The sequence below is a fragment of the Compostimonas suwonensis genome (assembly GCF_002797855.1).
GTDB lineage: Bacteria > Actinomycetota > Actinomycetes > Actinomycetales > Microbacteriaceae > Compostimonas > Compostimonas suwonensis.
This window is the reverse complement of the sequence record NZ_PGFB01000003.1, coordinates 302,280-326,070: the sequence shown is the minus strand read 5'-3', so window position 1 is coordinate 326,070 and position 23,791 is coordinate 302,280. Positions and strand designations below refer to the sequence as shown.

Annotated in this window: 18 protein-coding genes; 3 read left to right on the top strand and 15 right to left on the bottom strand. The window is 68.8% G+C overall.

What is annotated here, in order from left to right; all coding sequences use genetic code 11:
- Positions 1-19: 19 nt before the first annotated feature.
- Complete coding sequence (gene hrpA, locus CLV54_RS09305) at positions 20-4,279, top strand: ATP-dependent RNA helicase HrpA (protein WP_157802893.1); 4,260 nt, start codon at positions 20-22, stop codon at positions 4,277-4,279.
- Positions 4,280-4,375: 96 nt separating this feature from the next.
- Here the strand turns inward: hrpA and CLV54_RS09300 are convergent, their stop codons facing one another.
- On the bottom strand, positions 4,376-4,915 hold the full coding sequence (locus tag CLV54_RS09300; protein ID WP_100344691.1) for a GNAT family N-acetyltransferase: 540 nt from the start codon (positions 4,913-4,915) through the stop codon (positions 4,376-4,378).
- A 109-nt stretch (positions 4,916-5,024) separates the two neighbouring features.
- Entirely contained in the window at positions 5,025-5,255 is a 231-nt protein-coding gene (nrdH, locus tag CLV54_RS09295) for a glutaredoxin-like protein NrdH (RefSeq protein ID WP_100344690.1), read from the bottom strand.
- Between the two features lie 932 nt (positions 5,256-6,187).
- Between nrdH and CLV54_RS09290 the strand changes: the two genes are divergently transcribed.
- On the top strand, positions 6,188-7,396 hold the full coding sequence (locus tag CLV54_RS09290) for an MFS transporter (RefSeq protein WP_100344689.1): 1,209 nt from the start codon (positions 6,188-6,190) through the stop codon (positions 7,394-7,396).
- A gap of 35 nt (positions 7,397-7,431) precedes the next feature.
- Here the strand turns inward: CLV54_RS09290 and CLV54_RS09285 are convergent, their stop codons facing one another.
- The 11 genes from CLV54_RS09285 to CLV54_RS09235 all read right to left on the bottom strand — a co-directional run bounded on the left by CLV54_RS09285 (position 7,432) and on the right by CLV54_RS09235 (position 21,188).
- The gene (locus CLV54_RS09285) at positions 7,432-8,643 is read right to left on the bottom strand and encodes a Gfo/Idh/MocA family protein (RefSeq protein WP_100344688.1); all 1,212 of its coding nucleotides are present in this window, start codon (positions 8,641-8,643) and stop codon (positions 7,432-7,434) included.
- Positions 8,643-9,392: a ThuA domain-containing protein gene (locus CLV54_RS09280; protein ID WP_100345027.1), complete on the bottom strand. Its 750-nt coding sequence runs from the start codon at positions 9,390-9,392 to the stop codon at positions 8,643-8,645. The genes CLV54_RS09285 and CLV54_RS09280 overlap by 1 nt, the downstream gene beginning before the upstream one ends.
- 14 nt (positions 9,393-9,406) lie before the next feature.
- Entirely contained in the window at positions 9,407-12,025 is a 2,619-nt protein-coding gene (locus tag CLV54_RS09275; RefSeq protein ID WP_157802892.1) for a glycoside hydrolase family 2 protein, read from the bottom strand.
- Complete coding sequence (locus CLV54_RS17685) at positions 12,015-12,938, bottom strand: aldo/keto reductase (protein ID WP_211294503.1); 924 nt, start codon at positions 12,936-12,938, stop codon at positions 12,015-12,017. Before CLV54_RS17685 ends, CLV54_RS09275 begins: the two co-directional genes overlap by 11 nt.
- On the bottom strand, positions 12,935-13,714 hold the full coding sequence (locus CLV54_RS17680) for a hypothetical protein (protein ID WP_100344686.1): 780 nt from the start codon (positions 13,712-13,714) through the stop codon (positions 12,935-12,937). The genes CLV54_RS17685 and CLV54_RS17680 overlap by 4 nt, the downstream gene beginning before the upstream one ends.
- The gene (locus CLV54_RS09260; RefSeq protein WP_100344685.1) at positions 13,711-14,625 is read right to left on the bottom strand and encodes a carbohydrate ABC transporter permease; all 915 of its coding nucleotides are present in this window, start codon (positions 14,623-14,625) and stop codon (positions 13,711-13,713) included. The genes CLV54_RS17680 and CLV54_RS09260 overlap by 4 nt, the downstream gene beginning before the upstream one ends.
- Positions 14,622-15,476 (bottom strand): carbohydrate ABC transporter permease, encoded by an 855-nt coding sequence (locus tag CLV54_RS09255; protein WP_245861609.1) that lies wholly within the window; start codon positions 15,474-15,476, stop codon positions 14,622-14,624. Before CLV54_RS09255 ends, CLV54_RS09260 begins: the two co-directional genes overlap by 4 nt.
- 149 nt (positions 15,477-15,625) lie before the next feature.
- Positions 15,626-16,906: an ABC transporter substrate-binding protein gene (locus CLV54_RS09250; protein WP_157802890.1), complete on the bottom strand. Its 1,281-nt coding sequence runs from the start codon at positions 16,904-16,906 to the stop codon at positions 15,626-15,628.
- Positions 16,907-17,033: 127 nt separating this feature from the next.
- Positions 17,034-19,055: a beta-galactosidase gene (locus CLV54_RS09245; RefSeq protein WP_100344682.1), complete on the bottom strand. Its 2,022-nt coding sequence runs from the start codon at positions 19,053-19,055 to the stop codon at positions 17,034-17,036.
- 166 nt (positions 19,056-19,221) lie between these two features.
- Positions 19,222-20,376, bottom strand: coding sequence for an ROK family transcriptional regulator (locus CLV54_RS09240; protein ID WP_170061973.1), 1,155 nt, complete (start codon positions 20,374-20,376; stop codon positions 19,222-19,224).
- 251 nt (positions 20,377-20,627) lie between these two features.
- Positions 20,628-21,188, bottom strand: a complete 561-nt coding sequence (locus CLV54_RS09235; RefSeq protein ID WP_100344680.1) for an NADPH-dependent FMN reductase — start codon at positions 21,186-21,188, stop codon at positions 20,628-20,630.
- 209 nt (positions 21,189-21,397) lie between these two features.
- On the opposite strand from CLV54_RS09235, the gene CLV54_RS09230 reads away from it, so the two are divergent.
- A complete protein-coding gene (locus CLV54_RS09230; RefSeq protein ID WP_100344679.1) occupies positions 21,398-22,228 on the top strand; it encodes an aldo/keto reductase in 831 nt (276 codons plus the stop codon).
- A gap of 103 nt (positions 22,229-22,331) precedes the next feature.
- Here the strand turns inward: CLV54_RS09230 and CLV54_RS09225 are convergent, their stop codons facing one another.
- Both CLV54_RS09225 and CLV54_RS09220 read right to left on the bottom strand, forming a co-directional pair.
- Positions 22,332-23,315, bottom strand: a complete 984-nt coding sequence (locus tag CLV54_RS09225) for an aldo/keto reductase (RefSeq protein WP_100344678.1) — start codon at positions 23,313-23,315, stop codon at positions 22,332-22,334.
- 234 nt (positions 23,316-23,549) lie between these two features.
- The gene (locus tag CLV54_RS09220; protein WP_100344677.1) at positions 23,550-23,765 is read right to left on the bottom strand and encodes a hypothetical protein; all 216 of its coding nucleotides are present in this window, start codon (positions 23,763-23,765) and stop codon (positions 23,550-23,552) included.
- Positions 23,766-23,791 lie beyond the last annotated feature (26 nt).

The window sequence follows — 23,791 nt, the reverse complement described above, 5'->3', positions numbered from 1 at the left end:
GTCGTACGATGGAGGGCTCATGAGTTCCGGCACCCCCACCCCACCGAACGGTGACGACGCGACCCCGCGCGAGCCGCACCGGGATGGCCCGCACCCTCAGCAGCCGGCGCAGCCCGGAGCCCCGCGCTCGCGCACCAAGCGCCGCGGCCGGCGACCCGGGCAGCCGAAGCCCGAGGGGCAGCCCACCACGCCGGGGTCGGACGGGCGGAGCGAGCAGCCCGGCCAACCCCGTCAGCCCGGCCAACCCCGTCAGCCCGCCCAACCCCGCCAGCCCGCCCAACCCGGCCAGCCCGGCCAACCCCGTCAGCCCGCCCAACCGCGCCAGGAGCGCGGGGCCCGGCACCCCCGAACCGGCGAGCCCCGCGAATCGCGCGAGCCCCGCGCTCCCCGCGCTCCCCGTCAGTCCGACGAGCGCCGTCCTCCGCGCCAACCCCGCCCACCGCGCGAGCGCACCCCGCTCGACCTCGCAGCCCTGAACATCGTCTTCCCGCCCGAGCTGCCGGTCAGCCAGAAGCGCGACGACATCGCAGCCGCCATCCGCGACCACCAGGTCGTCATCGTGGCCGGCGCGACCGGCTCGGGCAAGACGACGCAGCTGCCGAAGATCTGCCTCGAGCTCGGGCGCGAGAGCATCGGCCACACCCAGCCCCGCCGTCTCGCGGCGCGCACGATCGCCGAGCGCGTCGCCGAAGAGCTCAACCAGCCCCTCGGCGGCCTCGTCGGCTATCAGGTGCGCTTCACCGACCAGGTCGGGCCCGAGACGCGCATCAAGCTCATGACCGACGGCATCCTGCTCAACGAGATGAACCACGACCGCCTGCTGAGCGACTACGACACGATCATCATCGACGAGGCGCACGAGCGCAGCCTCAACATCGACTTCCTGCTCGGCTACCTCAAGCAGCTGCTGCCCCAGCGCCCCGACCTCAAGCTCGTCATCACCTCGGCCACGATCGACCCCCAGAGCTTCGCCCGGCACTTCGCCGAGCCCGACGGCACCCCGGCGCCCGTCGTCGAGGTCTCCGGCCGCACCTACCCCGTCGAGGTGCGCTACCGGCCGCTCGTCGCGGAGGAGCCCGGCGGCGGCGAGCAGGCAGACGCCGACGAGGGGCAGGATGCACCGGCATCCGTCGATCGCGACTACCTCGAAGGCATCAACGCGGCCCTCGACGAGCTCTCCCGCGAGTCGAGCGGCGACGTGCTCGTGTTCCTGAGCGGCGAGAACGAGATCCGCGACGCCGAGGACGCCATCAACGGGCGCCGTCTGCCCGACACCGAGGTGCTGCCGCTCTACGGCCGCCTCTCCTCCGCCGACCAGCACCGGGTCTTCGAGCCCTCGAAGCAGGCCGGGGTGCGGCGGCGCATCGTGCTCGCGACCAACGTCGCCGAGACGAGCCTCACCGTTCCCGGCATCAAGTACGTCATCGACGCGGGAACGGCGCGCATCAGCCGCTACAGCGTGCGCTCCAAGGTGCAGCGCCTGCCGATCGAGGCCATCTCGCAGGCGAGCGCCAACCAGCGCTCGGGGCGCAGCGGCCGCACGAGCGACGGCATCGCGATCCGGCTGTACTCCGAGGAGGACTTCGCCCGGCGGCTCGAGTACACCGAGCCCGAGATCCTGCGCACGAACCTCGCGGCCGTCATCCTGCAGATGATCTCGCTCGGGCTCGGCAACATCGAAGACTTCCCGTTCCTCACCCCGCCCGATTCGCGCGGCATCAAAGACGGCGTCGACCTGCTGCGGGAACTCGGCGCGGTCGTGACGACGAAAGAAGGCGGCACGGCGCTCACGCGCGTCGGCCGCGACCTCGCCCGGCTGCCCATCGACCCGCGGTTCGCGCGGATGGTCGTCGAGTCGAAGCGCAACAACACGAGCCGCGAGGTGCTCGCGATCGTCGCCGGCCTCACGATCCAGGATCCCCGCGAACGCCCCCTCGAGCGACGTCAGCAGGCCGACGAGAAGCACGCGCGCTTCGTCGACCCGACGAGCGACTTCCTCACCCTTCTCAACCTCTGGAACTACCTGGAGGAGAAGCAGCGCGAGCTCTCGTCGAGCGCGTTCCGCCGGCTCTGCAAGAGCGAGTTCGTCAACTACCTGCGGGTGCGCGAGTGGCAGGACGTCTACCGGCAGCTGCGCCAGCTCGCCAAGCCGCTCGGGCTCACCCTCGGCGAGCCCGCGGTCAACCCCGACGGCATCCACCGCTCCCTGCTCGCCGGGCTGCTCTCTCACCTGGGCCTGCGCGACGCCGCCAAGAAGGACTACGTGGGCGCCCGCCAGCAGCGTTTCGTCGTCTTCCCCGGCTCCGCCCTCGCCAAGAAGCAGCCCGCCGCGGTGATGAGCGCCGAGCTCGTCGAGACGAGCCGGCTCTTCGCCCGCACGAACGCCGCGATCGACCCCGCCTGGGCGGAGCCGATCGCCGGGGAGCTCGCCAAGCGCAGCTACGGCGAGCCGCACTGGGAGAAGAAGCAGGGCTCGGCCGTCGCCTACGAGCGGGTGACCCTCTTCGGCGTGCCGATCGTCCAGCGCCGCCGGGTGCAGTACGAGCGCATCGACCTGCCCTACTCGCGCGAGCTGTTTCTCCGGCACGCCCTCGTCGAGGGCGAGTGGCCCGTCGAGCGCGGCCGCGACCGGCTCTTCGACTTCGACCGCGCCAATCGCGCCCTGCGCAAAGAGCTCGAGCAGCTCGAGGAGCGCACGCGCCGCCGCGACATCCTGTACGACGACGAGGCCGTCTTCGAGTTCTATGAGAAGCGTGTGCCCGCGGATGTCGCGAGCACGCGTTCCTTCGAGACCTGGTGGCGTGAGGCGCGAACGCTCACGCCCGAGCTGCTCACCATGACGCCCGAGTCGCTCATGCCCGAGGACGCCCCGGTGGTCGACGAGAACGAGTTCCCGAGCGAGTGGCGCCAGGGCGACCAGCGGCTCGCGCTCGGCTACCGTTTCGAGCCCGGCGCCGACGACGACGGGGTCACCGTGCAGGTTCCCCTCGCGCTGCTCGCGCGACTCACCCCGAGCGGCTTCGACTGGCAGGTCCCGGGCCTGCGCGAACAGCTCGTGACGGCCATGATCAAGGCGCTGCCGAAGACGATCCGCCGCAACGTCGTGCCGGCCGGCGACTGGGCGGCGAAGATCATCGCCGAGCTGCCCGAGCTCGATGCGGCCGACCCGCAGCCTTTCGACTCGACGGTCGCCGCGACCATCCAGCGCCTCACCGGTGTGCGCGTGACGGCCTCCGACTTCGAGACCGAACGCATCCCCGCTCACTTGCGCATGACCTTCCGCGTCGTCGATGAGCGTTCACGCGAGGTCGCCCGCTCGAAGGAGCTGACCGCCCTGCAGCAGCAGCTCGGCTCGCGTGTGCGGCAGAGCGTGGCGAACGTCACCCAGCAGCGGGTGCCCAACGCGATCGAGCGATCGGGTCTCACCGGCTGGGACTTCGACGAGCTGCCCCGCTTTCTCGACACCCGGCACGGCGACAACGTCATCCGCGCCTACCCGGCTCTCGTCGACGAGGGCTCGAGCGTCGCCATCCGGCTGATGAGCACCCCGCAGGAACAGGCCGCGGCCCACCGCGACGGGGTGCGCAGGATGCTGCTGCTCGCGATCCCCTCACCCGTCGCCTACGTGCAGCAGCACCTCACGACCGCCGAGAAGCTCACCCTCGCCACGAGTCCGTACCGCACCACCCAGGCGCTCTTCGACGACTGCCTCGCGGCCTGTGTCGACGACGTGCTCACGCGCGTGCGCCCCGATGGCCAGATCACCATGCGCCTCGAGTTCGAGTCGACGCGCGACCGCATCCAGGGCGTGGTCATGGACTCGCTCTTCGAGATCGTCTCGCTCGTCTCCCGCGTGCTCGGGGCGGCGCGCACCGCCGAGAAGGCGATCAAGGCGACGACCTCGATGAACCTGCTCGCACCGCTCACCGACGCCCGTGAGCAGCTCGCCGGGCTCGTCTTCGACGGTTTCGTCTCGCGCACGGGTCTCGCGCAGCTCAAGCACGTCCCGCGCTACCTCGCCGGCATCACGTACCGCGTCGAGCGGCTCGCGGAGGCGGCCAACCGCGACAGGGTCTGGATGAGCGAGGTGCAGACGGCGACGGCCCGATACACGGATGCCGGTGGCCGCATCCCCCTGCAACGGCACGCGCCCGCGAACCTCGCGCACGCCCGCTGGATGCTCGAGGAGCTGCGAATCAGCCTCTTCGCGCAGCCCCTCGGAACGGCCGAGACGGTCTCGCTGCAGCGCATCACGAAGGTGCTCGCGACCCCGGCCTGAGCTCGGGCGTCGAGCGCGGGTTTGTTCGCGAGCGACGAGCGCCGAGGGGCCGCGCTCGCGAACGACCCCGCGCTCGACGACGGGCGGCTCAGGGGCTCAGGGCAGGGACTTCTCGAAGCAGAGCGATCGGGTGATGAGCGTGTACGGCTCGTAGACGGGGATGGGCACGTAGCCCAGGCTCTCGTAGAGCGCGACGGCTTCCGGCTGCTGGTCGCCGGTCTGCAGGATGAGCCTGCCGGCGCCGCGCCTGCGGGCCCGCTCCTCGATCGCCGCCATGAGCATCCGGCTGAGCCCGCGGCCCCGGTGCTCCGCGGCCACGATGACCCGCTTGACCTCGAGCACGCCGTTCAGGTCGCGCAGGGAGGCGGTCGCGACGGGGACGCCGTCGTCGACACTGTCGCCCGCACCATCGCCCGCACCATCCTCGGCGGGCACGAGCAGGAGCACGGTCTCGATCATCGTCGCGGGGTCGATGAAGAACGCCTTCTCGGCGATCGCCGCCATCTCGGGGCTGCGCTCGCCGATGCCGTACCGGATCGACATCTCGGCATCGAGGGAGTCGCGGAGGGCGCTCGCTCGAGGGTCCGACCACGGAACGTCGAGCACGGTCACGGACGAAGAGGCGCTGCTGGGCATCCTTCGATCCTAAACACCCGCGCGCGTTCGCACGAATGCAGCCCGGCCCATCCACCGAAGCATCTCCACCGAAGCATCTCCTCAGCTGCGTCTCCTCAGCTGCGTCTCCTCAGCTCAGGCGCAGCGCGAGCTCGCCGATCTTGTCGGGGCGGAAACCCGACCAGTGATCGCCGTCTGCCACGACCACGGGCGCCTGTCGGTACCCCAGCCCGGTCACGTAGTCGAGCGCGGACGGATCGGCCGTGACATCCACGACCTCGTAGTCGAGCCCCGCGCTCTGCAGGGCGCGATACGTCGCCGTGCACTGCACGCACGAGGGCTTGCTGTAGACGATCGTCATGGCCGACCTCCCGGATGTCGCGTTCCGCCGTCTCGCGGACGCCGCTCACGCTACGCGCGACCACCGACATTCCGCCTGGCGTCACCGTGCTCGCGCCGAGCTCCCTATCCACCCGCTTGCTCCCGAATACCGCCGGATAGACTCGTTAGTTGTGAGCGGCTACGCCGAGAATCAGGGAGCTGACGCCGGGCGGAACAGTGCGTTGACTCTCCTTGCTTGGGCATTGTTCGGAGTGGCGGTTCTGGGGTGTTGTCTGAGCATATTTCTCCTCGCTGCCGCCAACAAAGTCACCTGTTTCCAGGAAGGCCCGTTTCCTCAAGCTCTTGCTCATCCTGATCAAGCGTCCGTGACCGAGACTGTTGTTGCTTGGCCGTTGGGACGACAGTGCGCGTGGACTGATACGTCCATCAACACGGGCCAAACGACCTACTCCGGAGACCCAACGACGACCGCGCTTGTCTACACGGCGATCGGACTCGGGACCGTAGGTTTTGTAACGTTCCGGCACATGGCAAGGTCCCGGCCCCAGGGCTGATCCGGCAAAGGTTTGTCGCCGGGTCGACTGTTCGCGATCGCTGACATCGGCCACGAGGGAGTTGGTCTGTGCCATGAGGGCAGCTGACGATCACTGGGACGCTACTTCCGTGCCCCTGACCGCCAGCACTCGGTCGGGTTCGCAACCCACCCTCGCGATTGCGCGAGGGTGGGCCGATATGCACCTTGATACTGCAGTACCCCCGTGCAGTCGGTGAGAGCGCCCGGCCATGCATCTTTACTTCGTTTTTGAGTCTGGCCTTCACTGAGCTCCTTTCGATCCCCCTATTCGAGCGCCGCGAATTCCGGTGGCCTTCCTAGTCGTCGCACGCGAATCGTGGTTTGTGGTGTCGACCGGCTCGAGTTCCACGAACCCCCGCCGGATAGACTGGTCTGTTGTGAGCAGCTACGCCGAACTCCTGAAGACGCCCGGCGTCGCACGGATCATCGCCGCACAGCTCACCGCCCGCTTCCCCAACGGCATGCTCTCGCTCGCCTTTCTGCTGCACATCGAGCACCAGACCGGCTCCTACGGCGCAGCGGGCCTCGTGCTCGCCTCGACGAGCATCGGACAGGCCATCGCCGGCCCGCTCACGAGTCGCCTGATGGGCGTCTGGGGCATGCGCCGGGTCATCACGATCACGATGATCGTCTGCGCCCTCGCCGTCACCTCGATCGCCGTCATCGGCATGCCCGTTCCGCTCTACATGGTCGTCGGCTTCATCGCGGGCATCACGACTCCGCCGATCCAGCCGGCCGTGCGCACGATCTACCCGAAGATGGTCAACTCCCAGCAGCTCACGCCGCTGTTCTCGCTGGATGCCTCGGCGCAGGAGATCATCTGGGTGCTCGGCCCGGTGATCACGACGTTCGTCTCCCTGCAGATCGGCACCGTCTACGGCATTCTGCTCGCCGTCGTCTTCCTCATCGGCGGCGGGATCTGGTTCCTCTCCTCACCGGAGCTCGGCCGGGTGCGCATCCCGCGCAGCCGCCGCCGGCTCGGCGTCGTGCTCACGAAGCCCACGGTGCTGCTCGCGACGATCACGGGCTTCCTGCTCGTGGGCGCGTGCGCGGCCATCGAGGCCGGGGTCGTCTCGGTCTTCGGCGAGGGCGGAGCGGAGGCCGGCATCGTGCTCGCGATCTTCGCGATCGGCAGCCTCGTCGGCGGTCTGAGCTTCGGCCACATCCCGATCAGCCCGTGGGCGCTCGCCCGCCGGATGTTCATCGTCTTCGTGGGCATGGCCGCCGCTTCGGCCGCGCTCAACGTCTGGTGGCTCGCCATCACGCTCTTCGTCGCCGGCATCGGCATCGCCCCCGCCCTCGCGGTTCTCTTCGCGATCGTGTCGTCGAGCGTCAAGTTCAGCGACACCGCGGAGGCCTACGGCTGGGTGGGCACGGGCCAGCTGATCGGCGCCGCGCTCGGCTCGGCCATCGCAGGCTTCCTCATCGACCACTCGGGCTCGGTCGGGGCGTTCTGGGCCGCCGGCGGCTTCGCCCTGCTCGGCTTCCTGGCCGCGTTCATCGGCCGCCGCTGGTCGCCCGACCTGCGCGGCCGCGACGCGAGCCCCATCCCCGACACGCAGCCGGTGCCCGTCCAGCCCTCCTGACGCCCGCCGGCGATCCCGGCCGTCCCGGTCTCCTGTCAATCCGCGTCGTCGAGACCCGATACGAGCGATGCGCGGCCGAAGCCCGCGGCGGCCGAGGCGGCATCTCGGATCACGGCGGCCGCCCCCGGCCAGCCGCGAAGCCGCTCGGCGACGGACGGGAGCACCTCGGCTCGCAGCGCGCTGTGCAGAGCCCGCTCCAGCACCTCGTCGACGAGCACTCGACGACCGCTGTCGGCGGAGACGATCGCGGCCTCCACCATCACGTGACTCAGGATGTTCTCGTGCACCTCGCCCGACGGCGGGATGCCGGTGCGAAGGGCTCGCGCGAAGAGCCCGAGTGACGCCGCCACCCCTTCGTCCGCCGTCCCGGCATCCGGATCGCCGTCCGCGAAACCCGTCTCGGCGGCATCCGGCTCGACCGCACCGCTGTCGCGAGGCTCTGAGACGGGTTCGTGATCGCCGTCCCACAGTGCAGTGCCGTTCTCGCAGCTCACCCGCCAGTTGCCGTTCCACGAGGTCTCGAGCCCGGCGCTGGCCCAGCTCGCGGTGTAGGCGTAGCGCACCCCGCCCGTCATCTCGAAGAGCGCCGTCGCAGCCGCATCTCCGCGATACCAGCTCCAGGGCGGATTGTACTCCTCGCAGTAGACGGCGAGCGGCTCCTCGTCGAGGAGGTATCGTGCGGAATCGAAGGCGTGCACAGCCATGTCGAGCAGCAGCGGATGCTCCATCTGCTCCCGGAAGCCGCCGAACCTCGGTGCCCGGAAGAACTCGGTCGACGCGATCCCTGCGGCGCCGAGACGGCGCCTCCGGCTCCGCAGCACCGAGAGCTGCCGGTTGTGCCGCCGTGACTGGCTGATCATCGTGAGACGGCCGGAGACCTCGGCAGCCGCCGCGATGGACAGGCTCTCGGCGAGCGACGCCGCGATGGGCTTCTCGCTCAGCACCGACACGCCGGACAGCAGGGACGTGGTCGTGATCGCGTGGTGGACTTCGGGAATCGTCGCGTTGCCGATCGCATGCGGACGGGTGCGCTCGATGGCCTCGAGCAGGCCCGCACCCACCGGCAGCTCGGGACGGCCGACCTCGACCGCCGCCCGACGCGCAGCCGCGACGTCCACGTCGACGATGCCGACGAGCTCGTAGTCGGGCGACGCCTCCACGAGCTCGATCCAGTGCCGCCCCATGTGCCCGGCGCCCACCACGAGCATACGTACGATCTCGTGCTCCCCGATCGTCTCGAATGACATCATCTCGTCCCCCAGAGCTGCGCGGGGGTGCGCACGAGTTCCGGCAGTGCCCGGGTCAGGCGGTCGCCCGCCGCCCATTCGGCCCCGTTCGCGATGACCCTCTGCACGTCGGGGTGGTGATAGACCGGGTAGTCCTGGTCGCCGGGGCTGAAGTAGAAGATGCGCCCGAGACCGCGGCGGTAGGTGATGCCCGAGCGGAACACCTCGCCGCCCGAGAAACCGCTCACGAAGACGATCTCGTCTGGGCGGGGGATGTCGAAGAACTCGCCGTACATCTCCTGCTGAGGGATCACGATCGGGTTTGGCACGCCCTGCGCGATCGGATGGCCGGGATCCACCGTCCAGACGAGCTCGCGATCCTGTTCGTTGCGCCAGCGCAGCGAACAGGAGGTTCCCATAAGCCGCCGGAAGATCTTGGAGAAGTGACCCGAGTGGAGCACAACGAGGCCCATGCCTGCGAGCACCGCGTTCTGGACACGATCGACGACCTCGTCCGGAACCGCCGCGTGGGCGCGATGACCCCACCAGGTGAGCACGTCGGTCGTCGCGAGCGTCTGCGCATCGAGGCCGCAGTCGGGGTCGCCGAGAGTCGCCGTGCGCACGCTGGCGTCATCGCCGAGAAGGCGCCGTACACCCTCCGCGATAGTCTCGTGCATTCCGCGGGGATAGAGCTCTCGCACATTGTCGTCCTCGTGCTCGTGCACGTTCTCGCCCCACACGGTCACTCGGAGCGGGCCGCTCCGATGCATCGCACCGCGCCCCGTCACGCCGCGCCCGCAGTCGTCTCGAGCACGGTTTCGGCCGCGGGCGCACCGGACTCCTGGGCACCGACCTCCCGCTCCGACGCGTTGAGCGCCGACACCCGGATCCTGTCCCCATCGGCCCGTCCGCTCACACCCACGACCGCCCGCCCACCGGGGGCGAGGTCGAAGTAGTTGTCCGACACCGAGATCGGAAGGCTCTCGTCGAAGTCGAGCACCACCTGACGCGCATAACGATCAGTCGTCACGACGAGCTCGTCGCCGTCGAGCGTGACGTCGAGCGCGGCGTCCAGGAGGTTCAGATAACGCTCTCCTGTGAAGATCCAGGTGACGTCCCGCCCGCGGAACCGCGCCCTCAGAAGCTCGTCGCGCACGAAGACCGGACCGAGCGGCGCAGCATCGGCCACCCGGAGTGACTGACCGGGCGCCACCGAGACGGGCACCGCGAGACGGCCGATCACGGTGCCGTCGAAACGGAGCCGTTCGAGCGCGAGTTCGCCGTCGACGGCGTCCGTCGAGTCGTTCGTCACCCAGACGCCCAGATCGTCAGGGGTCTGCTCGAAGGAGACGAGCACCGGGTCGAAGGCACGACGCAGATAGTGGAAGGCGATCTTCGGCTGCAGGTAGGAGTCGATGACACTCCAGTAGATGGTCGGCCAGGTGTCGTTGAGCCGCCAGACGATGTCGCCCCACGAGCGCCGTGTCGCGCCGCGATCGCCGTTCGGGCGCCCGCGACGGTGCCGCTCGACGCTCGCACGAAGGTATTCGCCATGGGCGATGCCGAGGCTGCGGATGAGGTCGCCCGGGCCCGCGGGCTCGCAGAAATCCTCGATGCGGCCGATCCGCTCCCACGCACCTCCCGGTGCCCGGTGGCTCCACATCTCCGGCCACGCGATGAGGCCCGGACGCGAGACCGCCGGGTCGAAGTCGGCCGGCCACAGCTCGTCCTCTGACATAAAACGCCGCATCGACTGCAGAGAGGGTGTGCTCACGCGTCCGAGTTCCGCCGTGAAGGTCGGCACCGACGATTTGTACGAGTACTTGAGAGTGCTGTCGTCGTGCCAATCGCCCGAAAGAGGCCAGTTGGAGTAGGGGCCACCGCCCCACGGGGAATTCACGTGCATCGGCCGACTCGGGTCGAGCTCGGCGCAGATCGCGGGCAGCACCTCCGCGAAGAGCTGTTGACCGAACGAGGGCTCGCCGAACTCGAGATCCCACGCGAAGAAATTCTCATTGCCGCCCACCCACACGAGCACGCAGGGGTGGTTGCGCAGGCGTCGCACCTGAGCCCGGGCCTCCTCGCTCACACGCGCGATGAAGGCGGGCTGGTCAGCGGGGTAGACCCCGTAGCCGAACATAAAGTCCTGCCACACGAGGATGCCGCGGTGATCGCACTCCTCGTAGAACTCATCGTCGGGCACGAGCCCTCCGCCCCACACCCTCAGCAGATTCATCCCGGCCTCTTCCGCGAGGTCGAGCAGGCGCCGGGCGCGGTCGCCGCGCCAGGCGTTCGTGATGCCCTCGACGGGGATCCAGTTCGCCCCCATCATGTAGATCGGCGTGCCGTTCACACTGAACCGGAACCGCTCCTCGCCCGTCGCGGCGTCGTCGGTGTCGAGGCTGATCGTGCGCAGGCCGAAGCGCTGCTCGGACTCGTCGGCGACGGCGCCCTCGACGACGAGGCGAACGGCGAGGGCGTAAAGCGGCGACGACCCGTGTGTGCGCGGCCACCACAGTTGTGGGTCGACGATCGGAATGTTCCAGGCGCTCGAGCCCCGAGCCTCGTCGCCGGAGACGAGCAGCGCGCCGTCCGGCCCCGTGAGCGCCCATTCGAGGTGCCAGCCGCCTGCCGCACCGCCGGAGACCTCGACCGCGACATCCACGCCCGTTCCCGAGCCGTCCTCGTCGCCGATGCGGCTCAGGATGCGCACGTCGTCGATCCAGGACGAGGGGCGCAGCTCGAGCCGCACCTCGCCGGGGATGCCCACCTTGAGCGACTCCGGGCGCACTCCGAGGTAGGAGGTGAAATCACCCGAGCCCTTGCGCAGATAGCGATGAGGGATGACCCGGCCGCCGTGCTCCTCGGGCGGCACGATCTCGGCGATCGCCGCCGACGGTGAGCGCACCTCGAGGGCGAGCAGGTTGGGCTCGCCGACCGGGGCGAGGAGCGCACCGACCTCGATCTCGTAGCGGAGGAACATGTCGTCGAAGGACTGCACGGCTCGCCCGTTGAGGAAGCCCTCGGCCACCGTGTCGACGCCCTCGAAGACGAGCCAGGGCGAACGGCCATCGAGCTCGGGGGTGTCGAAGGAGACCCGGAAGCCCCAGTCCTCGTCGCCGACCCACGCGCTCTGCTCCGCGTTGTCGCCGTTGTGCGGGTCGCTGATGCGCCCGGCCTCCAGCAGCACCTCGTGCACGCTGTTGGGCACGCGGGCGGGGTAGCTCTCGGCGTCATCCGGGAGCGCGGCCCCGCTCGCGAACGCCGCGCGGTCGACGACCGTTGCCATCCGGCAGACCTCCCAGCCGCTCTGCAGCGGCAACTGCTCACGCGCCATGGCGTGTCGTCCTTTCTCGTGGTAGCGCTCGTCCGTGCGCGTGTGCGGCTCTGCTCTATTCGGCACGGCTGCCCGCCTCGTCGAGTCGTCGCTTCGCCTCGGCGTAGACGTCGGCCGCGAGAGCTCCGGCGTTCACGTCGGCGATGTTCTCCGCGAGGTGGGCGGGCTGCAGGGTGCCCATGATGTAGGTGTCCAGGCCGGGATGACTGATCGCGAAGCGCGTGAGGAAGCGCGCGCGGCTCTCCCCGGGCTCGAGCAGCTCGTCGAGCCGGGCACGGCTCCAGACATCGAGGCGTGCGTCGGAGCCGAGGCCCTCGCCCGCGGAGCCGCGCTGCGCCTCGGGGCGCACGATCACGCCGGCGCCGCGGTCGTGCGCCACGCCGATGAGCCGCTCGTGCTTGCGGTCGAGCGCCGAATAGGGGATCTGGATGATGTCGAAGATCTCCCACATCGCGTAGTCGGCGAGGTCGGGGAGACGCGAGGAGATGCCCACGAAGCTCGCCTTGCCCGACTCCTTGATCTCACGCACGGTCTCCATCACACCGTGCTCCTCGATCGCCGCGACCGTCGGATTGTGCAGCTGCAGGATGTCGACGTGGTCTGTGCGCAGACGTCGCAGGCTCTCCTCGAGGTTCTCGAGCAGATGCTCGCGCTCGAAGGAGTGCGGGGTGTCGTCGTGGTCGCCCGCGTCGACGACCCAGCAGCCGGCCTTGGTCGCGAGCACGAACTCCGAGCGCCGATCGGCGAGCACCCGCCCGATGTGGGCCTCGCTGTCGCCGTAGCACGCCGCAGTGTCGATGAAGTTGATGCCCTGGGCGAGCACGGCCTCGAGGATCGTCTCCGCCTGCTGCTCGGAGACCTCGCGCCGCCCCGTGCGCGCCCCCCGGATCTCCATGGCGCCGTAGCCGAGCCTGGTCACGTCCAGCCCGGTGCGTCCGAGCGTACGGTGCTCGAGTGTTGTGGTTTCTGCGTCGGTCACGGCTCTCCTTGATGGGTGGTTGCTGATCCGCGAGTCGTCGCGGACCTCTGAGTGGTTGCTGATCCGCGAGTGGTTGCTGATCGGCGAGTGGTTGCTGATCGGCGAGTGGTTGCTGATCCGCGGGAGATCGCCGGTCCCCGGTCGGTCCGCCCGCCGTCCCCGCCCGTGCGCACGGCACGCAGGCGCACGGCGAGTGCGGCCACGAGCAGCACAGCGGGCACGAGGACCACCATGGCCGGCAGCATCCACACGAGCACGGCACCGAAGACCACTGCGAAGGCGAGCAGCACGGTGCCCGAGGCATCCGTACGCGAACGGCGCAGCGCCCGGCGCACGATCGCGGCTCCGCGCTCGCCGGGTCGTCGGATGGCCGCGATGCGCAGCCCGAGCACGGTGACTCCAAGAGCGAGGACCACGCAACCGAGCACGACGATGCCGCTGCCGGGCACGGACAGCACGACGGCGATCCGGGCCTCGAGCAGGCACACGGCGATGATGCCGGCGCCCACGAGGCCGATGCCCCACAGTGCGCGGACGGCCTCGCGGAAGGCGGCGAGCGCCGGAACCCATCCCGTGCCACGGCCTCGCGCGACGGCGTCGAGGTGCGCGACGGCGACGACGACCGCAGGCAGGGCGGTCACGACTCCGAGCGAGACGACGAGCACGAGGATGCCGCTGAGCCCGGCCTCCGCGAAGAGCGCGAAACGGTCCCGGCCGCGATCCCTCCGCTCGCGCGCTCGTCGCCTCGCCCGCTCCGGGCGGCTCACGGCGCTCATCCCTTCAGCCCCTGGGTGGCGACGCCCTCAACGATGTAACGCTGGAAGACGGTGAAGAACACCAGCACGGGCAGGATAGCGAGCACAGACATGGCCATCATCGCTCCGAAGTCGGAGTACGCGGTCTGGTCGACGAATGTGCGCAGGGCGAGCGACACCGTGTAGTTGCTCGGCGAGCTCAGATAGAGAAGGGGGCCGAGGAAGTCGTTCCAGCTCCAGATGAACGCGAAGATCGACGCCGAGACGATGGCCGGCCGGGTGAGCGGCAGCATCACGCTCCAGAAGGTGCGGAAGTGGCCTGCGCCGTCGATCCTCGCGGCTTCGTCGAGCTCACGCGGGATGTTGCGCATGAACTGAACGAGCAGGAACACGAAGAACGCCTCGGTGGCGAGGAACTTCCCGAGCAGCAGTGGGATGAAGGTGTCGATCACCCCCATCTTCTGGAACAGGATGTACTGCGGAATGATGACCACCTGAAAGGGCAGCAGGAGCGTGCCGATCATGAGGTTGAACCACACCCCGCGCCCGGCGAAGCGGATGCGCGCGAAGGCGTAGGCCGTGACGGTCGACGAGAGCACGATGCCGACCACCGACCCCACCGCGAGCACCAGCGAGTTCCAGAAGAACACGAGTGAGGGGATACCCGCGATGCCCGAGAGCGCCGTCACGAAGTTGTCGAACGTCGGTTCGCTCGTGAGCACGCTGACGTTGCCCACGATGTCGTTCGACGGCTTGATCGAGGCTCCGAGCAGCCACACCCCTGGGTAGAGCACAACGACCACGAGCACGATCATGCCGATGTGGAAGAGCACGCGGGAGAGGGTCGCCTTGCGCCGGTAGGCGGATCCGGGGCGGCGTGTGCGGGCGGCACGGTCCGCGGCAGACGAGGCGGATGTCGCGGCGGCGGTCATTCCTCGCCCCCCGTGTAGTTCGCCCAGCTCTTCGAGGAGCGGAAGAAGAGGTAGGTCACGATCCCCAGCACCACAACGAGCAGCCACGCCATCGCAGAGGCGTAGCCCATACGGAAATCGGTGAAGCCCTGGATGTAGAGGTAGAGCGTGTAGAACATGGTCGCTCCCGCCGGTCCGCCCTGGCCCCCGGAGATGATGTACGCCGGCGCGAAGATCTGGAAGCTCCCGATGGTGTCGAGGATGAGGTTGAACAGCAGCACGGGCCCGAGCATGGGCAGGGTCACGCCGATGAACTTGCGGAACGCCCCCGCGCCGTCGAGGGAGGCGGCCTCGTACAGCTCACCGGGGATCTGCTTGAGCCCGGCGAGGAATATGACCATGGGCGCTCCGAACTGCCAGCAGGCGAGGATGATCATCATGGGCATCGCGAGGGTGACGCTGCCGACCCATCCTCCGAGATGGATGCCGACGGCGCTCAGGATCTCATCGACGACGCCTCCGTTGGAGAACATGGCCTTCCACACGATCGCGATCGAGACGCTCGCGCCCAGGAGCGAGGGAACGTAGAGGGCGGAGCGGTAGAAGCCCTGCACCCTGCTGCTGCGGTTGAGCAGCATCGCGACGCCGAGCGCCGAGGCGAGCTTGAGCGGGGTGCCGATGACCACGTAAGTGAGGGTCACGCCGACGGACTGAAGATACTGCGGGTCGTGGAAGAGCTCGACGAAGTTGTCGAGACCAACCCACTGCGGCGGGTTGAACAAGTTGTAGTCGGTAAAGGCGAGATACAACGAGACCAGCATCGGCCCCGCGGTCAAGCCGAAGAAGCCGAGCAGCCAAGGAGAAAGGAACAGATAGCCGGCACGATTCTCCGTGCGGCGGAACGAGGAGCCTCGGCGTCCTCGTTCCGCCGCACGGGCAGCACGCCCGCGACCGCTCCCGTGGGAGGCGGACGGCCGGAACTCCGACCGCCGCGCTCCTCGTGAGGTGACTGGAGCGTCGATCACTGTTGGGTGGCCCCGGCCTTCGCGAACCACTGGTCGACCGCGTCTTCGACGGAGACCGTGCCGTAGTTGATCGCCGAGTTCAAGTTGATGAACTCGGTCTCGAGGCTTCCGAAGCCGATCGCGGGCGGAGCGCCCGCCGGCGTGATGAGATCGGCGATCGACTCCTGGTACTGCTGCACCTGCGTGTCGATGGCGTTGAACTCGGTTCCGGCGGCTGCGGACTCGGTGGCCGGCATCCCTCGGGTGGTTCCGAAGAGCTTGCTCACCTCGGGGCTGTTGACCCAGAAGTCGATGAAGGTCGCCACGGCCTCGGGGTGCTTGGTCGTCTTGGCGGCCGACATGAGCATCGCCGCATTGGTGTACATACCCGAGTCCGAGGGATCGTCGAAGGGGATGGGCAGCACATCGAGCTGTTCCTGCTTCGTCGACTCGGTGTAGGAGGCGAGGAAGTTGCTCCAGGCGAAGCCCGCTGCGACCTCTCCGGACTGGAACGGCGAGTTGGGCTGCACCTCTGTGGCGCGCTCGGGCGGGAAGAAGGCCTTCTCGGCACGCAGCTCGTCGACCGAGTGCCACCATGCGGCCATGTCGTCTTTTGTGAAGCCGAGCTCGCCGTCGTCGGTGAACGCCTTCTTGCCGTTCTGGAGCAGGTACATCGTGAAGAGCTTGAAGCTCCCGGTGTAGTCGTCGGCACCGTAGTAGCTGCCGCCGCCCGCCGCGGTGACGTCTTCGATGAACTTCTTGAAGTCGGCCCAGGACTGGTCGGCCTGGGGCAGTTCGACGCCCGTCGCCTCGAGCACCGCCGGGTTGTAGAAGAACGCGGGATCGGTCGTGCTCGTCGGGACGCCGTAGGTCGCATCCCCGATCTGACCGCTCGGCAGGAGCGTCGGGTTGAACCCGCTCATGTCGATGCCCTTGTCGAGGTAGGGCGAGAGGTCGAGCAACACCCCGCGCTGCCCGTACTCTCGGATGTAGGACAGGTCCATCTGGATCACGTCGGGGAGGCCGCCGCCGGCCGCCTCGGTGGCGCGCTTCTGCCAGTAGCTGTTCCAGTCGGAGAAGGTTCCCGTCACCTTGATGTCGGGGTGCTCCTTGTTGAATATGGCCAGCGCCTCGTTGGTGATGTCGGCGCGCTTCGCATCCCCCCACCAGGTGAAGGTGAGATCGGTCACGCCTCCCTCGCCGCCGTCTCCGCCAGGCGAGGAGCAGGCGCCCAGCGTGGCGACGAGCGCGACGACCGCGCCGAGACCGACGACGGATCTAGTGAGCTTTTTTGTCATGTGAACGTCCTTGTTCGTGAGTGGTTCTTGCAGTGATCGGTGCACTCTCGGAGCCCCCTGGGAGCTTCTGCGTGCCAGTTTCCCTCTCTCCAATCTTTTTGTCAACCTCTGAAACAAAATGACGACGTCATGGTTGTTCTCGAACGACCGCGCTCCCGCCCGCTCCGACCTCGAGCACCCCATCCACCTCCAGGCCGCGAAGAAGCTCCCGCCCACGCGTCGTGATCCGCACAGCGTCGTCGCGGTGATTGAGCACGAAGAGGATGTCGGCGCTCGCCGTGCGGCGTCGCACGAGTTCGACTCCCTCGGGCACCTCACCGATCGGCAGGATGCCGCATTCCTCGGTCACCCCGGCCAGGAACCGGCTCAGCGCGAGGTCATCCAGCCACGCCGAGACGTACCAGGCCGCGCCCTCGCCCACGGCATTGCGGGTGACGGCGGGGAGGCCCGCGAGGTCACCGGACCGGTAGGCCGCGACGGTCTGCGCCTCGCCCGGACACAGCCGTTCACTCCATGTCGAAGCGCGCCATCCTCCGTCGAGTTCGACGCTCTCGTCGTCGGGAATGACGACGAACTCTTCCGCGCTCACCCCCAGCAGTTCGGTGAAGGCCCCCGGATAGCCGCCCGGCCGCACGCGGTTGTCGCCGTCGACGATCCCCGACAGAAAGCTCACGACCACCCGCCCGCCGCTCGCAGCGAACGCCGCGAGCCGCGCCGCCGTCTCATCCGAGACGAGGAAGAGCCCGGGCACGAGCACGAGTTCGTAGCCGTCGAGGACCGCGCCGTCGGCCGCGCCGCGCACCGGCACGACGTCGACCGCGATGTTACGCCGCCAGAGGGCACGATGAAACGATTGCGCGATCTCCGTGAGCACGAGATCCTGGTGGGGCTTGGGGCCAGCCTCCCACGCCCAGCCGGCCTCGTCGTCGACGAGGAGCGCCACTCGCGCGGGACCGCTCGGGGCGCCCTGCACCTCGGCGATCGCCTCGACGGCGCGCCCCAGCTCGAGCACCTCTCGCCAGACCCGAGTGCCGGTTCCCGCATGCGGCACCATCGCCGAGTGGAACTGCTCGGCGCCGGAGAGCGACTGCCGCCATTGGAAGAACATCGCGCCGTCCGAGCCTCGAGCGATGTGCGACAGGCTGTTGCGCAGCATCTGACCGGGCCGCTTGGCGAGATTGCGCGGCTGCCAGCTCACCGCGCTCGTCGAGTGCTCCATGAGCAGCCAGGGCCGTCGAGGATCGAAGCCTCGCATCCTGTCGGCGGAATAGGCCAGGTCCTGCTCGGGCGAGCGTGCGGACGCGATCACATAGTGGTCGTTCGCGAGAAGGTCCATCTCGGGGGCCCAGCGCGCATAGTCGACGACGTGCGGACCGCGACCGACCATGAAGTTCGTGGTCGCGGGAATGTCGGGGGCGACGTCGTGCAGCACCTCCCGCTCGGCCCGGAAGTGCTCCAGGAGCGCGTTCGAGCTGAACCGGTCGAAGTCGAGGACGAGGCTCGGGTTGCCGGGATTGCCGCTGTCCCGCGGGGGCAGCACGTCGCCGAAGGAGCGATAGCGATGGCCCCAGAAGGCCGTTCCCCAGCGCCGGTTGAGCTCGTCGATGCTGCCATATCGGCCCTCGAGCCAGCGGGAGAACTGAACGGCCGATATATCGCAGTAGCACCGACGGTTGCCGCCGCCGAACTCGTTGCCGATGTGCCACAGACGCAGCGCCGGGTTGTCCCGATAGCGTTCTGCGACCGTCCGGGTGATGCGCAGCGCCTCGGCACGCCAGACCGGGTGGCTCGGGCACCAGCCGAGTCGCCCGCCCTGCGCGAGCCGCTCACCCGTGCGTGTCACCGGCAGGATGTCGGGATGCTCGCGCAGCAGCCAGACGGGAGGAGACGCGGTGGGCGTCGCCAAGTCCACACCGATGCCGGCCTCGCCGAGCATGCCGAGCACCCGATCCAGCCAGCCGAAGTCGAAGTCCCCGGGCTCGGGCTCAAGGCTTCCCCAGGAGAAGACGCCCACGGTCACGAGGTTCACCCTCGCCTCGGTCATCAGACGGATGTCTTCGCGCCAGACCTCCTCCGTCCATTGCTCGGGGTTGTAGTCTCCGCCGAAGCTCAGGCGGTTCGTCGGCCAGGCCGTGCGCTGTCGGTGCATCCGGGATCTCCTTCGATTCGTGGGCAAACCACCCGCGAACAGATTAGTCCCTTGGCAAAACTAAATCACAGGTGCAACTGAATCGCTGTCCCCCGGCACATCGACCCCCTCACGTCGACTCTCTGCACGTCGACTCTCTGCGCGTCATCCGGGCAGCACCCGCGCGTCATCCCGCGAGTCCGCCGGTGAGCCCCCGCAGTGCGTTGATCGCCGCGCCGCGGGCGTAGTGGCTGAAGTCGAACGGCTGACGTTCGATGACACCTTCCGCCGGCATCCTGTCGCAGGTGTCGCCGAGGGCCTCCTCGAACCGGGCGTAAGCGAGGTCGAGCATCGCCGTGCCCTCCCCCGTGATCACGACCTTCTGCGGGTCGAAGACGTTGATGACCTGCGAGACGACGATCCCGAGCGCCGAGGCCGCGTCGTCGAAGGCCTGCATCGCTCGCGGGTCGCCGAGCTGAGCGCGGCGCACCGCTGTCGCATAGTCGCCCGGCTCGACGCCCGCGTTCACCTCGATCGCAGGAGTCGTCACGAAGCTGTACACGCAATCGCGATGACCCCGCCAGCAGGATGCCCCGGTGCCGCGCATCCGGGGATGCCCGACCTTGCCCGGTGTTCCGTGGGCGCCCACCACGAGCCTGCCACCCGAGACGAGGCCGCTGCGCACGCCGGCCCCCACACCGACGAGCGCCATCGAATCGAGCCCCACGCCGGCGCCGAACCAGTGATGGGCCGCCGTGAGTCCGAGCACGTCGTTGCTGACGAAACCGGGCAGCCCGCACTCGGCCGCCACGAGCTCGGCGAGCGGCACGTCGTCCCAGCCCAGGAAGACGGAGCGATCGACGAACTCGTGCCCGTCGACGCGCCGCACGTCGCCGGCGAGGGAGACGCCCACGGCGCTCGGCAGCTCGAGGTCCGCGAGCATCTCGTTCACCACGCGACCGATGAGCTCGACGACATCCGGCACTTCACGCGAACCGAGCACGTACTCGCGCTTGCCGACGACCTGCGCAGAGAGGTCGGTCGCGACAGCGTAGAGGGCGTCGCCCGTGAGCTTGATCCCGGCGAAATGTGCCGAGCCGGGGCGCAGTCTGAGCATCTCCCGGGGCCGCCCGCGAGCCGCGCTCGGCAGCATCTCGCCCTCCTCGACGAAACCCACCTCGACGAGCTCGCGCGCGAGACGGGTCAGGCTCGTCCGTGAGAGCCCCAACCGCGATGCCAGCTCTACCCGCGACTGCGGGCCGTGCACGAGGATCTCGAAGAGCACCCGCTTCTGGCCGTCGTGCAGCCGAGGCCATCCCGAGTTGCTGAAGGTATCAATCACGGGTGCCACCGGGGTGACATGGCATCCCCTCGTAGCCGTTAAGTTTCTCTGCGTGACAACTTCTCATGACCCGACGTTATCCGTTCGGATGCTCGAGCGCCTCCCCTCGTCTCACCAGCGCCCGCGCATACGATTGATCACGTTGTCGGATCCTTCAGCGAGGTGCGGGAGCGCACGAAGGCCCGAGCCATCCCCGTCGAGGGTTTCTCCGAGTCGATGCGCGACCGTCAGTCGCCGCCAGCCGCCACGCGCTAGCTCCGCAGCGGCTTGAGCACCTCGGCGAGCTGGGCGAGCTCGCGCAGCTCGTTGCCGAGGATCGTGCGCTGCTTCTCGTCGGGGGTGAAGACGCCGTTGCCGATCTGGGCGCCGGGGAACGAGATCTCGACGTTCGCGCCCGTCTTGACGAGCCCCAGTCCCACGACCGCGACCGTCAGCGCCACGACGCCGCGCGTGCCCGACGAGACCCCGCCATAGCTCACGAAGCCGACCGGCTTGCGCCACCACTCGGCGTTGAGATAGTCGAGGGCGTTCTTGAGCGCGGGCGAGTAGGAGTGGTTGTACTCGGGGGTCACGAGGAGGATCGCGTCCGCGGCATCCACCCTCTCGCTCCAGGCGATGGTGTGCGGCTTCGTGTACTGACGCAGACGGGGGTGGTTGGGCTCGTCCATAAAGGGCAGGGCGATCTCGGCCAGGTCGGCGAAGTCGACCTCGAAGTCGCCGGTCTCCTCGGCCGCGTGGCGCACCCACTCCGCGATGGGGAGGCCGACGCGCCCCGGCCGAACGCTTCCGACGATGATCATGAGCTTGGGCATGACTCTCCTGTGGTGATAGTTGATCAGCGTTAAGTGTTGTCATGTCATCGAACCATGGCTCGACCCGGAATGTTCCCCGATCGCCGCCGATCCCGCCGACCCACCGACCCACCGACCCACCGACCCACCGACGCACCGACCCACCGAGATTCGCCGATCCCGCCGAGATTCGCCGGAGATCCACCGACGACAAGCCCGATAATAAAGCAATGACGCTCGCACCCTCACCCATACTGACCCTCAACGACGGCCGCGGCATCCCCCAGCTGGGGCTCGGCGTCTACAAGGTGCCCGAGCCGGAAGCCGCCGAGGTCGTGCGCACCGCGCTCACCGCGGGCTACCGTCATCTCGACACCGCGGCCCTCTACGAGAACGAGGCCGGCGTGGGGCGCGGGCTCGCCGAGAGCGAGGTCGCCCGCGACGACGTCTTCGTGACGACCAAGGTCTGGAACGACCGCCACGGCTTCGACGAGACCCTGCGCGCCTTCGACGAGAGCATCGGGAAGCTGGGGCTCGACTACGTCGACCTCTACCTCATCCACTGGCCGGCGCCCCGGCAGGATCGATACGTCGAGACCTACCGCGCCCTCGAACGGCTGCGCAGCGACGGCCGGGCACGCTCGATCGGCGTCTCCAACTTCCACATCCACCACCTCGAGCGGCTGATGGGCGAGACGGATGTCGTGCCCGCACTCAATCAGGTGGAGCTGCACCCGTGGCTGCCGCAGACGGCGGTGCGCGAGTTCGACGCGGCGCACGGCATCCTCACCGAGGCGTGGTCGCCGCTCGCGCGCGGGCGGATGCTCGGCAACGAGCTGCTCGCCGGGCTGGCCGCCAAGCACGGCAAGTCGGAGGCGCAGATCGTCATCCGCTGGCACATCGAGCTCGGCAACGTCGTGATCCCCAAGTCGATGACGCCCTCGCGCATCGTCGAGAACCTCGACGTCTTCGACTTCAGCCTCGACGCCGACGACCTCGCCGCGATCGCGACCCTCGAATCGGGCGAGCGCACGGGCCGCGACCCCGACGACGCCGACTGAGGCGGGCTGGGGCAGACGCCACCACGCGAGTCGCGCCGAATCGTCGCACAACCCGCGGGGATGGAACGATTCGGCGCGACTCGCTGCGCTGGCTGCGAACGAGCTACCAGCGACCGTGGATGGCGGCGCGGAAGTGGCGGTCGTAGATCTCGTGCACGGCGGCGTCGAAGCCGTCGCCGAGCGGGATGCCGGTGCCGGCGTGCGCGTTGCCCCGCGCCTGCTCGACCGACCGTGCGCCGGGGATGACACTCGACACCCCGTCGAGCCCGGCCACCCAGGCGAGCGCCGCCTGCGCGGGCGTGACGCCCTCGGGAACGAGCGCGGCGAACTCGGCCGCAGCGGCGAGGCCCTCCTCGTAGTCGACGCCCGAGAAGGTCTCGCCCACGTCGAAGTGGCTGCCGTCGCGGTTGTAGTTGCGGTGGTCGTTCTCGGCGAAGGTCGTCTCGCGGGTGTACTTGCCGGTGAGCAGCCCCGAGGCGAGCGGCACGCGGGCGATGATGCCCACCCCGGCCGCGCGGGCGGCGGGCAGCACGGCGTCGAGCGGCTTGAGCCGGAAGGCGTTGAGGATGATCTGCACCGTCGCGGTGTGCGGGCGGGCGATGGCCGCGAGGGCCTCGTCTGCGGTCTCGACGCTCACGCCGTAGTTCGCGATCGCGCCCTCCTCGACGAGGGTGTCGAGGGCGTCGTAGACGGCATCGGTGGAGAGCACGGATGTCGGCGGGCAGTGCAACTGCACGAGGTCGAGGGTGTCGGTGCCGAGGTTGCGGCGGGAGCGGTCGGTCCACTCGCGGAACTTCGCGAGGGTGAAGTTCGCGGCGTCCTGCGCCTCTCGGCGGCCCATCTTGGTGGCGACCGTGATGTCGAGCTGCGGGTTCGCGGCCAGGAAGCGGCCGATCAGCTGCTCGCTGCGGCCGTCGCCGTAGACGTCGGCCGTGTCGAAGAAGGTCACGCCCGCGTCGACGGATGCCTCGAGCACGGCGATCGCGTCCTCTTCGAGCACCTCGCCCCAGTCTGCACCCAACTGCCACGTGCCCAGCCCGATGACGGAGACCTCACGGCCCGTCCTGCCCAAGATTCTCGTCTGCATGATGTCAGGATACGGGAGCCCGGCAGAGCGTACGGATGCCGCGGCCGACGCGTCGCACACGACATGCCTTAGCCGCGCTCGCCGATCACACCCGAAGTGACCGGGAGCACGCGTGTCGTGCACGACGTCGATCGCCGCGGCCCCGTTGCCCGCCCCGCGGAACGGGACGGCGCTCGATGCGGCATCCGTCAGGGCGCTCACGCGCCGGTCGGAGGCCGCCGTTCAGGTGCTGCGTCAGTCGCGCAGCTTCTCTTTGTAGTCGTTCTTGGCCTGGGTGGCATCGCGCTCCGCCTCGGCACGCTTCACGTCGCCTTCGGCCCGCTTGACCTCGGCGTCGGCTTTCAGCTCGTCGACCTTGTCGCTCACACGCTCCTTGGTGTCATCGACGACCTCACCGATCTTCTTGCCCGTCGCGTTGAGCGCGTCTTTGGCATCGTCTGCGAGTCCCATGATTCCTCCTTGCGAGTTGTGAGGCG